The 13,224-nt window shown below is 60.5% G+C and carries 14 protein-coding genes; 8 read left to right on the top strand and 6 right to left on the bottom strand.

What is annotated here, in order from left to right; translation table 11 throughout:
• Positions 1-85: transposase (locus tag C3Y15_RS10305; protein ID WP_134206827.1), on the bottom strand; the 85-nt coding region annotated here is incomplete at its 3' end.
• 796 nt (positions 86-881) lie between these two features.
• Between C3Y15_RS10305 and C3Y15_RS10300 the strand changes: the two genes are divergently transcribed.
• The 7 genes from C3Y15_RS10300 to C3Y15_RS10270 all read left to right on the top strand — a co-directional run bounded on the left by C3Y15_RS10300 (position 882) and on the right by C3Y15_RS10270 (position 7,720).
• Complete coding sequence (locus tag C3Y15_RS10300; RefSeq protein WP_034194866.1) at positions 882-1,280, top strand: hypothetical protein; 399 nt, start codon at positions 882-884, stop codon at positions 1,278-1,280.
• 560 nt (positions 1,281-1,840) lie between these two features.
• A complete protein-coding gene (locus C3Y15_RS10295; protein ID WP_011881335.1) occupies positions 1,841-2,110 on the top strand; it encodes a hypothetical protein in 270 nt (89 codons plus the stop codon).
• A gap of 425 nt (positions 2,111-2,535) precedes the next feature.
• Positions 2,536-4,290 carry a ShlB/FhaC/HecB family hemolysin secretion/activation protein gene (locus tag C3Y15_RS10290; RefSeq protein ID WP_069246564.1) on the top strand — a complete coding sequence of 585 codons (1,755 nt, stop codon included), beginning with the start codon at positions 2,536-2,538 and terminating at the stop codon, positions 4,288-4,290.
• 273 nt (positions 4,291-4,563) lie between these two features.
• Positions 4,564-5,148 carry a hypothetical protein gene (locus C3Y15_RS10285; protein ID WP_059890522.1) on the top strand — a complete coding sequence of 195 codons (585 nt, stop codon included), beginning with the start codon at positions 4,564-4,566 and terminating at the stop codon, positions 5,146-5,148.
• Positions 5,149-5,679: 531 nt separating this feature from the next.
• Positions 5,680-6,795 (top strand): hypothetical protein, encoded by a 1,116-nt coding sequence (locus tag C3Y15_RS10280; protein WP_124259906.1) that lies wholly within the window; start codon positions 5,680-5,682, stop codon positions 6,793-6,795.
• Between the two features lie 153 nt (positions 6,796-6,948).
• Entirely contained in the window at positions 6,949-7,413 is a 465-nt protein-coding gene (locus C3Y15_RS10275; protein ID WP_014724421.1) for a DUF2846 domain-containing protein, read from the top strand.
• 70 nt (positions 7,414-7,483) lie between these two features.
• Positions 7,484-7,720, top strand: coding sequence for a hypothetical protein (locus C3Y15_RS10270; RefSeq protein WP_034194870.1), 237 nt, complete (start codon positions 7,484-7,486; stop codon positions 7,718-7,720).
• 109 nt (positions 7,721-7,829) lie between these two features.
• Here the strand turns inward: C3Y15_RS10270 and C3Y15_RS10265 are convergent, their stop codons facing one another.
• Both C3Y15_RS10265 and C3Y15_RS10260 read right to left on the bottom strand, forming a co-directional pair.
• Positions 7,830-9,458, bottom strand: coding sequence for an NADP-dependent glyceraldehyde-3-phosphate dehydrogenase (locus tag C3Y15_RS10265; RefSeq protein ID WP_124259905.1), 1,629 nt, complete (start codon positions 9,456-9,458; stop codon positions 7,830-7,832).
• Between the two features lie 463 nt (positions 9,459-9,921).
• The gene (locus C3Y15_RS10260) at positions 9,922-10,866 is read right to left on the bottom strand and encodes a LysR family transcriptional regulator (RefSeq protein ID WP_014724424.1); all 945 of its coding nucleotides are present in this window, start codon (positions 10,864-10,866) and stop codon (positions 9,922-9,924) included.
• Between the two features lie 220 nt (positions 10,867-11,086).
• Here C3Y15_RS10260 and C3Y15_RS10255 point away from each other — a divergent pair, with 220 nt between their 5' ends.
• Positions 11,087-12,121 carry a DUF1338 domain-containing protein gene (locus C3Y15_RS10255; protein WP_059475667.1) on the top strand — a complete coding sequence of 345 codons (1,035 nt, stop codon included), beginning with the start codon at positions 11,087-11,089 and terminating at the stop codon, positions 12,119-12,121.
• 226 nt (positions 12,122-12,347) lie between these two features.
• Here the strand turns inward: C3Y15_RS10255 and C3Y15_RS10250 are convergent, their stop codons facing one another.
• From C3Y15_RS10250 to C3Y15_RS31690, 3 genes are all read right to left on the bottom strand, one after another.
• Positions 12,348-12,545, bottom strand: coding sequence for a CsbD family protein (locus tag C3Y15_RS10250; protein ID WP_014724426.1), 198 nt, complete (start codon positions 12,543-12,545; stop codon positions 12,348-12,350).
• Between the two features lie 53 nt (positions 12,546-12,598).
• Positions 12,599-12,949, bottom strand: a complete 351-nt coding sequence (locus C3Y15_RS10245) for a BON domain-containing protein (RefSeq protein WP_041494066.1) — start codon at positions 12,947-12,949, stop codon at positions 12,599-12,601.
• Between the two features lie 93 nt (positions 12,950-13,042).
• Positions 13,043-13,207, bottom strand: coding sequence for a hypothetical protein (locus C3Y15_RS31690; RefSeq protein WP_006484627.1), 165 nt, complete (start codon positions 13,205-13,207; stop codon positions 13,043-13,045).
• Positions 13,208-13,224: the final 17 nt, after the last annotated feature.

Below are 13,224 nucleotides of genomic sequence, written 5' to 3'. Positions count from 1 at the left end.
TCCTGCACAGTTCCTTGACCGGCATACCGGCCTCGGCTTCCTTCAGAAACCCGATGATTTGCTGTTCCGTAAAGCGCTTCTTCATGTTCGTCTTCTTCTCCGAAAACGAACTTTACTAGACTCCGGCTGGCCCTGTTTGCAGGGGGCAGGTCAAGCGTAGTAAACATAGACGATCTGTTGAGCCGAAGCGGACTGCGGCCGACCGCACGTTCCGCTGGTGTTTCATTGTTCGATTCTCCAGATAGTATGCGGCTGTTGGAGCTATGCGAACGTTTGGGAATCGGGGTGCTAGGTATCGAGGGGTTCACGTTGTCGAATGACGATTTGTTCCCCGAGATGGACTATATAGGGGACTTCTCAGTGCTTTTAGGCCGCGACGATTTCGAGGTTGAGTCGGTCAAGGCGGCCCGGAGGTTTGTGCAGTTGGCAATGGAAGTCCCTCATCTGCTGTTCGAATACGTGCTAGCAAACCGTGATACTTCAGCGGCAGCAGCGGGATACCCATATGAGCAGCGACGCCCCGAACGCTGGGAAGTCTCTGATAGTTGGAACTGCGGCCACCGCCTTAACACCACTTGGACTTCCGCTGGATACGCTTGGAAGCGGTATCGGCGCGAAGATCGCTGTCGGAACCTACAACGGGCTTGTAAGCGCGACGGGAGCGTTCGCAGGGGCAGGAATGGTCAATCCATCGAGCGATCCATCCGCTTCCGCAGCGACTTCGGCAACCGCGTATGGCGTTGGCACCGCAGCGCAAATTTGGCTTCCCGGACACGCGGGGAATATTGCAAACCACGCTGTCCAAATTCTCTCGGGGCCAGCGCAAACGAAGGTCCAGAACAGCCTGAACAATCCGAGTTCCTCAAAATGAGATCGCTCTCATGAATCGCTTGCTAGTTTTCCCGTTCGAACTGATCAATCAAGGCGGGCTAAGCGCGGTTGTCGGGTGCTTATTTTTCGCCATTGGATTATTGCTAATTTTCATCGTTTTCAAAATATCACTTGGCTTACTTAACTTCAGTGTCATGAGTTCGACAACAAAGAAGGGCCGGATAACACGGAAATTCGTCGTGCCGGAACACACCGAGCAGCAAGGTCGGTTGTTGGTCAAAGTGCCTGCTAGAAATATGCTGGAGGTGGACGTGGAGGGTGAATTGTTTGTGATTGGGCCGCCAGATTGGAAATACGAAAGAGTAAGCGAAGGTGATGAAGTTGAGGTTCTGTTGCGCATCGGTCGCCTAACCCGAGCTGAAGTACTCGACGACATCGGGCCGTTCTAACACCGCCGCTGAACGGGGCGTTCCGGCGGGGCGCTAGACAGGAGTGCCGGCGGTTGCAAAAGGGGACACTCGATAACGGTATTGCCCCCGCTTTTCTGGATCCAAGCAGTCGGTTCGGCCCAGCATTCTACGTTGCGGAACAGCCTGTAACATCGTTGGATCAGAATGCGGTAAAAGTGTTGGACGCGATCTGATTTTTGTATTGTGCGAAGCTGATTCTATGGTAAAAGATCGAGCCTATTTCGCTGGAATTGGCCGCGAGTGTATCTAAAGGCATTGCGAATGGGCAGGGCGTGAAAATCGTGACACGCAAATTACCGCGGGCTCCGATTTGTTCGGATTGTTCCGAATGCCGTCATTGATCTTACGCGAAGTCAATTCGAACAGAATCTCGTGGATAATGGATTGGCCGCGACGCCAAAGGGTGGTGCGAACGATGTAACCGTCTACCCAAACGGGAACATTCAGTATACGGTCCGGAACAACGCCAGTTCGGCTGGTGCTGGATTCAATCGCCATTGGTGCTGCCGCGCGGGCGGAAACGCCGTAGGGAAAAATCAATGAAGATCAGATTCATCGAAGATGGAAATCTTACTTCGTGGGTGCGTCTCCTCCTTATCCTTACGGGAATCGGTTTCGCTGCAATCGCAATTGGGTTTGACCTTCCCGTTGTGTGGGCCCGCATTCTCCTGCTTGTTGGATTCGCAATCGCGCTTGTTGGGGGTATGACGAGTCGCGCAAAGATTCTGCACATCAAACCCTTCGGCAACAGTTACAAGAGGGCGCGCAGAAGCTACGAAGTGAAGGGCGATGAGCAGGACAAGTCCTGAAAGCAGCAGATCGTTGCTATACAGTCGGCAGCCTCACCAGAGCGGATACGATTGTGCGGTGAGATACGCGAAAACGGTTTTGAAGGAGCTGAGTATTGGCAAACGGGGGCCGAAGGCCGAATTGTCGCAGGGGACCTGCGTAAGTCGGATCATCGGACGGAAAGCACGATTATGAAATTAGCAGCATCGTGGGTTATCAGGATCTGAACTGCGATGGTTTCAAGAACGACCCTCAATATGCGAATCACGATAAGAATAGCCAGTACATCAAGCCGAATCGAGACGCGTACAACGCGGGACAGCAGCAGTTTGGAACCGGGCGACGGATACAGAATTGCGTAACGAGAATCTCGCGTATGAGCTGACCGGAAAGGCGGTTATTGCGAGGCTAGCAGGCCACTGGCAGAATCAGGGATTAAATTAAAATGAAGATAGCTAAACGGTTGACGGCCCTCCCAATCACGGCCTTGGTGTCGCTCGCGGTACATGCACAGCAGGCCCCCACGCCTGCTGACCAAGCGGCTGCCGCGAAGGCGAACGCCGAACAGGATCGGCAGGCGCAGCAGCAATGGGAAGCACAGCAGCGCGCCGTAACCGTGCGTGCGCCTTCCGTGCGTTCGGAAGTGCCGAAGGTCGAAGCATATCCGGCGCTTCCAACCGAAACACCGTGTTTCCGCATCGACCGCTTCACACTTGACGTTCCTGCCTCGTTGCCTGATGCGGCGAAGGCCCAAGGGGCATCAGCCTTGCCGATGGATCGCTTTGCGTTCGCCCGGGAATGGTTGAACCACTACGAAGGCCAATGCGTTGGTAAGCAAGGCATCGACGTGCTCATCAAGGGCCTGTCCCAAGCGATCCTGGCCCGCGGCTACGTCACGACGCGCGTGCTCATCCCCGAGCAAGACCTATCGACCGGCACGCTCAAACTCTCGCTGATTCCCGGCATGATTCGTCACGTGCGCTTCGCCGATGAAAAACTGCGGGGCACGTGGAAAACCGCCTTCCCGACCCGCGACGGCGAAGTGCTGAACCTGCGCGATCTCGAGCAAGGTCTCGAGCAAATGAAGCGCGTGTCGAGTCAGGACGTCTCGATGCAAATCGTTCCGGGCGCTCTGCCCGGCGAAAGCGACGTAGTGCTCGACGTGAAGCGCAGCAAGCCGTGGACCGTCGTCGCATCGATCGACAACTCTGGCACCCGCGCCACCGGCAAGCTGCAAGGCAATCTGTCGGTCGGCATCGACAACCCGCTCGGGCTGAACGACATGCTCAACGTCGGCGTCAGCCAAGACCTCGAGTTCGGCGACAAGCGCCTCGGCTCGCACGGCTGGAACGGTTTCTATACGATTCCGTGGGGCTACTGGGCGGCTACGCTGTCCGCCAGCACGAACACGTACTACCAGCAGATCGCGGGCGTGAATCAGACATTCATCGCGAGCGGCAACTCGAAGACAGTCGATTTCAAACTGGCCCGAGTCCTGGCACGCAGCCAGAATGACGTGTTCGGTGGGTACTTCCGGCTGTCGCGCCGTTTTGGTCAGAGTTTCATTGAGGACACCGAGATTTCTCAACAACGCCGCAACAACACGATCATCGAACTCGGCGTGACAGATCGTCACTATTTCGATGGCGCGCAGTTCGACGGCTCGACCGCCTATCGGCAGGGCATCGGCGGTTTCGGCGCGCAGGATGACATGCTCGCAGCTGGCCCAACGTATCGCTTCAAGATGGCAGTGCTTGACGCGAACCTGTCGGTGCCGTTCGTGATTAGCAAACAGCCGTTCCGTTATGTCGGTACGTTCCACGGCCAGTATACGGGGAACACCCTGTACTACCTCGACGACATGACGATCGGTAGCCGATACACGGTGCGCGGCTTCGACGGAGAAACGATGCTCGCCTCGTCGCGCGGTTTCTACTGGCGTAACGAGTTGCAGATGCCGATCGGCCAGACGGGTCAAGCGATTTACGCAGGGTTGGACTACGGCCGCGTATGGGGGCCACAGCCGATCGCGCTCGTCGGCACGCAGTTGGCCGGCGCTGTTATCGGCGTGAAGGGAAGCATCGGGACGCGCTTCGGCGCCTACGCGTATGACCTGTTTGCCGGTACGCCGATCTATAAACCCTCGGGCTTTCCCACTGCGCGCGTCACGTTTGGATTCCAGCTGACTTCGCAGTTTTGAGCGGGCAGCCCTTGCAGGTCACAGTCGAGCGTATGCACGTACTTTGCGTCGAATCGAGAATTACCGTGAAGCAAGAGCGACACACGGTATTTGATTGACGTTTCGCCGCTGATTGGTTGCGTCTGCGCGCTCATTTTGAGCCTGGGCGCCTTGCGTGGCATCAACATCGCCACGCGCTTTTTATGCGTGAATCACGCTGTGCGAGTTAGGGAAAATCGGACAGGTGAAGTGTAGGTGTTGTATTTAGAACTGTTTAACAATTGCGGAGAGGCGATGAATAACAAGTCAGAATTGATTGGTCTTATGAGCACCGTGGTCGTGCTTGCTGCATGTGGTGGCGGTGGCGACGGTGGCGGCAGCGCGGCGTCGGGAAATTCGGCCGGCTCGACGTCGCAAACTACGACAACGACGACCGCGGCGTTTTCCTGCCCGGCGACCTACAAGAAACTCAGTTTGTCGAACAACAGCGTCATCGCGAACGCCAACCTCAACCTGACGACCGATGACGGCATTGCGACGCTGACGGTCAAGACACCTGCGAGTGGCCAGACCGGAGACCTGACCATCTGTCTGGGCAAGCCTGATCCGGCGCCGGCCGGCGTAACCGCAAACTACATCTACGAGGTGAAATCTTCGGGCGATCTCCACGCGATGGCATCGTCGACACTGACGCTGAATTTCACGACCAATACCGTTCCGAATCCGAATCCGCCGGTTGTCGAGTTCGCCGACGTGTCCGGCTCGACCGTAGTCTATAAGCAGCTGACCCAGGGCGCATCGTACGCGACTGCACCGAACTACAGTCTGAGCGCGAATGCGCAGGATTCCGGTTTGTACGTCGTTCGACTGACGAAGTGACAACACGTTTCTGATGACCTGACGGTCGAGGTATTGGCTTGCGTGGTGGCGCTCCGCCATCACGCAAGTTTGAAAATCGCCAACGCAACTCGGACATCAACCGAGGTGCCGCTTGTCGTCGCAAATCGCGTGATGAGGATATTGGCGAACTTTGATACGATTCGACTCGCACATTGGGTGAATCGAAATTCAGACATAAATCACCAAACCAAACTCATGCGAACGACCAAAACAACCTTGACGCGATCCGTTTGCGCGGCATTAGCGTCAATTCTCTTGATCACGGGGTGTGCGACCAAGCACGCAGCATCACGCAGGACCGCGGTGCAGGAAGGCAGAAATACTTCTATACCGACGAACCTCGCCGTTGACGCTCCGAAGGATGGTGCAAGAATCGTCTTTACGACGAGCGGCATGCCCATGGCGGTGGGCTTTTCGACAAGCACGTCGGATCAGGCATGCACCGGATTCCAATCGGTCGGAGCCGTCTTCGATAGCGGGCGGGGAGCACTACTGCCGTCGATTGCGAGCTTGACCGAGAAGCTCAACAAGGCTGTCCTCAGAACCGAGACGTCGCGCGCAGTAAACGTGAAGCCCGGCGTACAAATCCAGGTCAAGGGTCTCTACGGCGACGATATGGACCGCCGTTCGGATTCGTGCGGACCGTTCGTCACCGCTTTGGTGCCGGAAAAGGGGCACGTGTATCACGTCAATTTTGCGTTCGATGGCACGCAGAGCTGTTCGCAGAGCATGACGGATATTACGGTCCGCGACCATCCGGTTTCCGTGGGGCGTCCGCTTCATTGCTCACTGCGAGATCTCAGAGCTTCGATGGGCGGTAATCCGCTCCGGGCGAAGCACGAGCAGGCGCTTGCGGCTGCACGGATACACGAGGCGGCTGCAAATTCGGCATTCGACAAGGCGTTGGCGTTGCAGGACGAGGCCGCCGCGCTCGATTCCCTCGGCGAATCCGACGCAGCACTTGCGCGAATCAACGAGGCGTTGCAATTGGCCGATCCCGCCAAAAGCAAGGATTTGATCGCCACGAAAGCCGGCATATTGTTCTCGCTGAACGATCCGCAGCAGGCGCTCTCGATTCTGGCTCCGGAAATGGAAAAGACGCGCGAGTTCGCGGCGCGCAACCCACAACTTGCACGCGTCGGTGTACTGGGTACCTATACCGAAGGATTCGTCACGGCCACTTTCGCGCGTATTCAGTTGCAGCAATGGAAGGCGGCAATCGATACATTGGCCGATGCCGAGGCTCCGCTGGAAGGGCCGAGCTTCTATGCGTACCGTGCGCTGGTCTACCGCTACATCATGGCTCGTGCCCACGATCCCGCGTTGGCGAATCCGCGGCTCGAACGGGACGCGACTTACTACGCCGCGAACGACAAGAACCAATACGGAGTCTTGTTGCGCATATGGCAGGGCGAGGACGCGCTGAAGGCGCTTTCGATCGTCAATGCCGGGTTGTCCGGCGAGGAGCGGCAGGAGGCGGAAGCCGAAGAGCAGTTCTATCTCGGCGCTTATGCGAAGTTCGTCAAAGGCGATGCCGACGCCGCGCGCAGCAGGCTGCGTATCCTCGATGGGATTGCGCCTTACGGCAGTATCGAATGGGTGTACGGCAAACGCGTCCTTCAATAAGGCGCGGTGGACGTAAAGACGGCTTTAAAAAGATGTCGTGCATAATGCGTCGCAAACGCCAACAGGCACTGAGCGGTAGCCGGCATACGCATGGATCGACCAGCGCATAAAAATGATTCGGGGTTAGCTGTTAAAAAACGAGGACCATTAAAAATGAAATTGAAGAAATTGTTCGCGATCGGCGTTTCACTGTCGATTCTGGCCGGTTGTGCGTCGGTACCGATGGGGGATCCGCAGCGCGATGCCGAGCTGAAGACCTTCAACGCTCCGCACGATAAGGCCGCGATTTACGTGTATCGAAACGAGAGCATGGGCGGGGCCGTCAAGATGCCGGTGACGCTCGACGGGAAGATTCTCGGCACGACGGGCGCGAGGACTTACCTGTATAGCGAGGTCGACCCCGGTCACCATCAATTGGTGTCGATGGCTGAAAACGACTCGACGCTGGACGTGGATACGGTCGCAGGGAAGATTTATTACGTATGGCAGGAGGTCAAGATGGGCGTCATGTACGCCCGCAACAAGCTCCAACTCGTCGACGACGTCACCGGACAAACCGGCGTGAAAGAATCGAAGCTGACGGTTCTGAAGTCCGATCAGCCTGATACTGCCAAGTGACCGCGTATTGCTGCTAGTGCTTGCAACCACGCCCGCGCAAGCGGGCGTTCTTCACTGGAGAAGACGTGCGATGACGCATTCACTGGGATCGATTCTGATCATTGTCGGCTTGGCGTCGATCATTCTTTCGCAGATCGGAATCGGGATTCATGTTTTTCTCACCAACCCTGTCAAGGGAATCGTGGGAATGTTCGTGCCGTTCTATCTGTGGGCGTACGCGCGGCGCGAGCGTGCGGGGCGCGTGTTGATTCAATGTTGGTACGCGGGGCTTGCCGCGCTGACTACGGGCGTCGTGCTGGCTTCGTAGACCGGCAACCCTGGCAGGCGTACTCCAGCGCCCGACGGGCATCTCGCGGTAGCGCTCGCGCCGCGCACGTCCCACGCGCGAGCGCCCGCCGCACCACTCCAACCGCGCGTCAGAAAATGAAGCCCGTGTTGATGAACTTCGAGTGGTGATCCGACACGATCGAGTCGAGCAATTGCTTGCTGCCGTCGGTCTGCTTGGCCGCGACCATCGAGCGGATCGAGAACGCACGCAGCGCATCGGTCACCGACAGCGTGCCTTCCGCGGAGTCCTTGCGCCCCGCGAACGGGAACACGTCCGGCCCGCGCTGACACTGGCAATTGATGTTCACGCGGCACACCTGGTTCACGAGCGGGTCGACGAGCGCGCCGATCTGCGCCGGATCTGAACCGAAGATGCTCACCTGCTGGCCATGCTCCGACGTCGTCACGTAGTCGAGCGCGGTCTCCACGTCGTCGAACGGCGCGACCGGAATGATCGGCCCGAACTGCTCTTCGCGATACAGCCTCATCCCTTCCGACACCGGATACACGACGGCCGGATAGAACAGCGTCTTGCTGAATTCGCCGCCCGACGCATTGACGACCTGCGCGCCCTTCGCCTTCGCGTCGTCGATCGCGTCGGTCATGTACGCGGTGCGATGCATGCCCGGCAGCGGCGTGATGCCGACGCCTTTCTCCCACGGCATGCCGATCTTCAACTGCTCGAGCGCGGCGGTGAAACGCTTCAGGAATTCGTCGACGATCGACCGATGCACGAGCAGCATCTTCAGCGCCGTGCAGCGCTGCCCGTTGAACGACAGCGCGCCGAGCAGGCATTCCTTGACGGTGAGGTCGAGGTCGGCATCGGGCAGCACGATTGCCGCGTTCTTCGCATCGAGGCCCAGAATCGCGCGCAGCCGGTGCGACTTCGGATGCTGCTTCTTCAGGTGATCGGCGACCTTGCTCGAACCGATCAGCGCAAGCACGTTGATCTTGCCCGAGGCGAGCATGTGCGGCACGACCACCGCGCCCGGCGCGTAGATGGTGTTGATCACGCCTTTCGGAAACGCGGCGCGGAACGCGTCGAGCAGCGGCTCGAACAGCAGCGTGCCGTACTGAGGCGGCTTGAACACCACGGTGTTGCCCATCAGCAGCGCGGGGATCAGCGTCGCGAAGGTCTCGTTCAGCGGATAGTTGTACGGGCCCATGCACAGCACGACGCCGAGCGGCGTGCGGCGAATCTGCCCGATCGTGCCTTCGGCGATCACGAAACGCGAGTTCGCGTTGTCGAGCTCCTTCAGCGCATCGATCGTCTGCGTCATGTAGGTGACGGTGCGATCGAACTCCTTCTGCGAATCGGCAAGGCTCTTGCCGATCTCCCACATGATCAGGTTCACGATCCGCTCGCGCTGCGCGACCATCCGCCGGATGAAGTCCTGCATGCACGCGATGCGCTGCTCGACCTTCATCGTCGGCCATTCGCCGCGGCCCGAATCGTACGCGCGCACCGCGGCGTCGAGCGCCGCGTCGCTTTCCGTCTCGCCCATCACCGGATAGCTGCCGATCTCCAGTTGCGCGACGCTGCCGTCGGCTTCGCGCACGCACACGGGCGACAGCACGGTCTTGGTCGCGCCGTCCCACGCGCGCAGTTCGCCGTCGACCAACGATACGCGCTGATGGATCGGCGCGGCGAGACGGAACTCGGCGGGAATGTCCTGATGAGCGGGAAACAGCTGCTGCAGCGAAGCGGAGTCGGGCATGACGGTCTCGTTTGACAGGTGTCCGGAAGGACGGGAGCGATGCGCAATCCTGGGCCGAATGGAGGCGATCCTGAACCGCCATCATGACGCGCGCACGACGAGGCGTCATGCAGATCGACCACCGAAACGCGGATTGGAACCAGTTCCATTAAAAGCGAATGCCGCGCCGATTGCAACCAGTGCAGAACGCAGGCGTCTCGAGCGTAAGCGCTTTGTAGGAATGTTTCGGAATCCGCGGAATTGCGCGTTCGCCTCATGCGCAAACGTTTCACTTCGACCGCTTTGGGCGGATAATGGCCCGACGCGACGAAGCAAAAATGCCCGGAACCTGAGAGAAAACACAAGAAGAAGTCAACGAGCGAAGCAAGGTCCGTCGCGTTGCCGAAGCAAGATCGGCTGCCCGGAGCGCCGGGGTGGGGTTGCCCGCCCGGCGCGCACCGGGTCCTGCCGCGCCACGGCGCCGTCACGCCACGTCTTCGTCATCCTCCGCGTCGCCGAGCGCGTCGCGCCCGGGCGCCGCATACGCGCTCGCCTGCTCCAGCAACCACGCGCGGAACGACTCGAGCGGCTTGCTGTGACTGAACTCCGTCGGATATACGAGGTAGTACGCGGAATCGCCGACCGTCGCGGCATCGCACGGCACGACCAGCCCGAGCTGCTGCAACTGCTGCTCGACGAAGAACTTCGGCACCAGCGCGATCCCGAGCCCGGCCGCCGCCGCGCTGATCAGCATCGTATGCAGCTCGTAGCGCACGCCCTGCATCGTGCGGATGTCCTCGACGCCATGCGTCTCGAACCACTGCGCCCACGCGCCGGGGCGCGTCGTCGAGTGCAGCAGCGGATAGGCGAGCAGATCCTCCACGCGTTCGACCGGGCGCTCGAGCAGCGCGGGCGCGCAGATCGGCACGACTTCTTCGCCGAACAGGTAGTCGGACGACGTGCCGGGCCAGGTCGGCTTGCCGTAGTGGATCGCCGCTTCGAAATGTGTGTCCTCGAACGAGAACAGATCGGTGCGGCTGCCCATGTTGACGCGCACGTCAGGCGTGCGGTCGTAGAAGCTCTTGATGCGCGGAATCAGCCAGTGCGACGCGAAGGTCGGCAGCACCGCGAGCTCCAGGTAGCCGCCGCCGCTGCCGTGCGCGATGATCGACAGCGTGTCGCGATCGAGCGCTTCGAGCGCACGCCGCACCTGCGTGCCGTACAGCTTGCCGGCGCGCGTGAGCACCACGCGCTGCTTCACGCGCGCGAACAGCCGCACGCCGAGGCTCGCTTCGAGCGTCGCGATCTGCCGCGATACCGCGCTTTCGGTGAGGAACAGCTCTTTCGCCGCGTGCGTGAAGCTCTCGTGGCGCGCTGCGGCTTCGAAAGCCACGAGCGCCCCCATGTTGGGAATCTTGAATTTGCGCATGATGCTCGTTGTGTCCGACGAACGGGGCCGCAGGGGCGGGCCACAGCGGCGAGAACGCCGACTGATTCCAAAAACTCATCACATCTCAATTTAATCTCGCTTTACGGGCGGCTGCAAGCCTTTGAATAATGCATCCCACGCAAGGCCAGGCGCGCCAGTGGGTGCCTGGCCGCCGAGTGGCCGGCGCGTTTGCCGGCGATGCCCCGAACCGAGAAACCCGATGCGCAATCCGAATATCGAAAGCCTGCTGACCCGGCTGCTGGGACAGGCAAAGACCGACGCCCTGTTCGCGACGTTGAACATGCCGTCCATCCTCGAAGAATGGGAAACCGACGTCGTCACGCGCGCGGAAATCGCGCAGGCGATGAACATGGCGCTGTTCGAAGGGCTGCTCGAGCGTTCGGCGAACGGGCGCGCGTACACGGCCGACGCGGTCGAGGGCGGCGGCTCGGTCTACTTCGATCATGGCGCGCTGCGCACGGTGCGCTGGCCGCATACGGGCGCGCTGCCGCCGGGCGAGGCGGCGTTCACGCGCATCCTGCGTCCGCTCGGCTTCCTGCTGAACGGCCGCTATCCGCTCGACAAGCTCGGCATGACCGGCCGCGCCTATGCGCACGAAGACGCGCCCGACGAGATCGCCCAGTTCTTCGTCAGCGAATTGCATCCGGAGCGTTTCTCGAAGGAATTCCAGCAGGCGGTGACGAACGTGGTGAGCTCGTCGCGCGATCCGCTGTCGCCGGCGGCCGTCGCGCTGCTGTGGGAGATCGAGCGCGAAGGCTGGCTGCCGATCGATGCGGCGCACGCGCTGCTGCCCGAGATCGTCGGCGCGTTCGCGCGCCAGCACGATGTGCCGAGCGAGCTCGACTACGACACGCTGCTGCTCGAATCCGCCGAGATGGCCTGGATCGCGACCGAGGGCAACGCGTTCAACCATGCGACCGACCGCGTGGCCGACGTGTTCAAGCTGTCCGATGACGAGAAGGCGAAGGGCCGGCCGATGAAGCCGGAAGTCGAGCGTTCGCGCTCGGGCCGCGTGTTCCAGACGGCCTACCGCGCGGACGTCGTCGAGCGCGAGTTCCGCACGCGCGACGGCGGCACGGTCAAGCGCAACGTGCCGGGCTCGTTCTACGAGTTCATCACGCGCCGTCGCACGTTCGACCAGGCGACGCGCCGCTGGGTGACCGACCTGCGTTTCGATGCGGGCAACGCGCAGGGCATCTTCAAGATGACGGCGAACGCGGCGAAGCAGGCATAAGCGCGCTACTCATCGAAGAACGGGCCGGCGGCTGAGGACAGCCGCCGGCCCGTTGGCGTTGAATGGACTGCGCAATCGGTCAGAACAGGTGCATGACGAGGTAGAACAGCACCAGCACGCCCAGCGGCACGCCGAGCAGCCATGCAATCAGGTACTTGCCCATGTCGTTGTCCTCCACGTGGCCGCGACGCGCAGCGCGTCGCGGCGGGGTATGACGACCGGTTCGTTACAGCCCGCTATCGAAGTCCTTCAGTTGTCGCTCGGCTTCGTCGCGGGCGATCCCGTAACGCTCCTGGATCTTGCCGACCAGATAGTCGCGGTTGCCTTCGGCGACGGCCAGGTCGTCATCGGTCAGCTTGCCCCACTTCGCCTTGACCTTGCCAGTGAGTTGCTTCCATTGGCCCTTGATCTTGTCTTCGTTCATCATTTGCTCCTCGAGTTAGGGGAAAAAAGTGCGGCGCTCGGGCGCGCAACGGTTCACGCCTTCGGTTTCAGTCCCGCCGCGTCGACGTGCTTCACGCCCTTGATCGAACGCGTGACGGCGACGGCCTTCTTCACTGCGGTGCGGGTCGGCAGTACGCCGGTCAGCGTGACGACGCCGTCGACAGTCTTCACGCTGATGTCGGTGCTCTTCACACCGTCGGTGGCGGCGAGTTCGCTCTTCACCTTGGTGGTGATCCACGTGTCGGTCACCGGCTGATTCGACTCGCTGGTCATGCTGCTGTCGGTCGACGACGCCTGGGTCTGGGCATGCGTGAGCGGCGCAGCGCAGAGCAGGAAGGACGCGCTGATCGCGAGGACGGTCGAGAGATGCGAGGTCTTGTTCATCGATGTTCTCCTTCGATCTTATGGTTGAAAAAATGCTGCGGTCGTACGGTCGTACGGTCGTACGGCCGATCGGGATCGCGCGACGGCTCGCCGTCAACGTGCGATCGGCGTGTCGTAGCCGGGCTCGCGCGGCGGCATGTCCGGCCGCGGCACGTCGGGCGGCAACGGCACCGGCGGGTCGGTGCCCGGCGCCGGTTCGGGCGGATTGTCCGGGGCCGGTTCGGGCCGCGTCGGATCGGGTGTCTGATGCAGCTTCATCAGGATGTCCTCCTCTG

The organism is Burkholderia sp. B10 (assembly GCF_004368385.1).
Classification (GTDB): Bacteria; Pseudomonadota; Gammaproteobacteria; order Burkholderiales; family Burkholderiaceae; genus Burkholderia; species Burkholderia vietnamiensis.
This window is presented reverse-complemented; position numbering and strand designations above follow the sequence as displayed.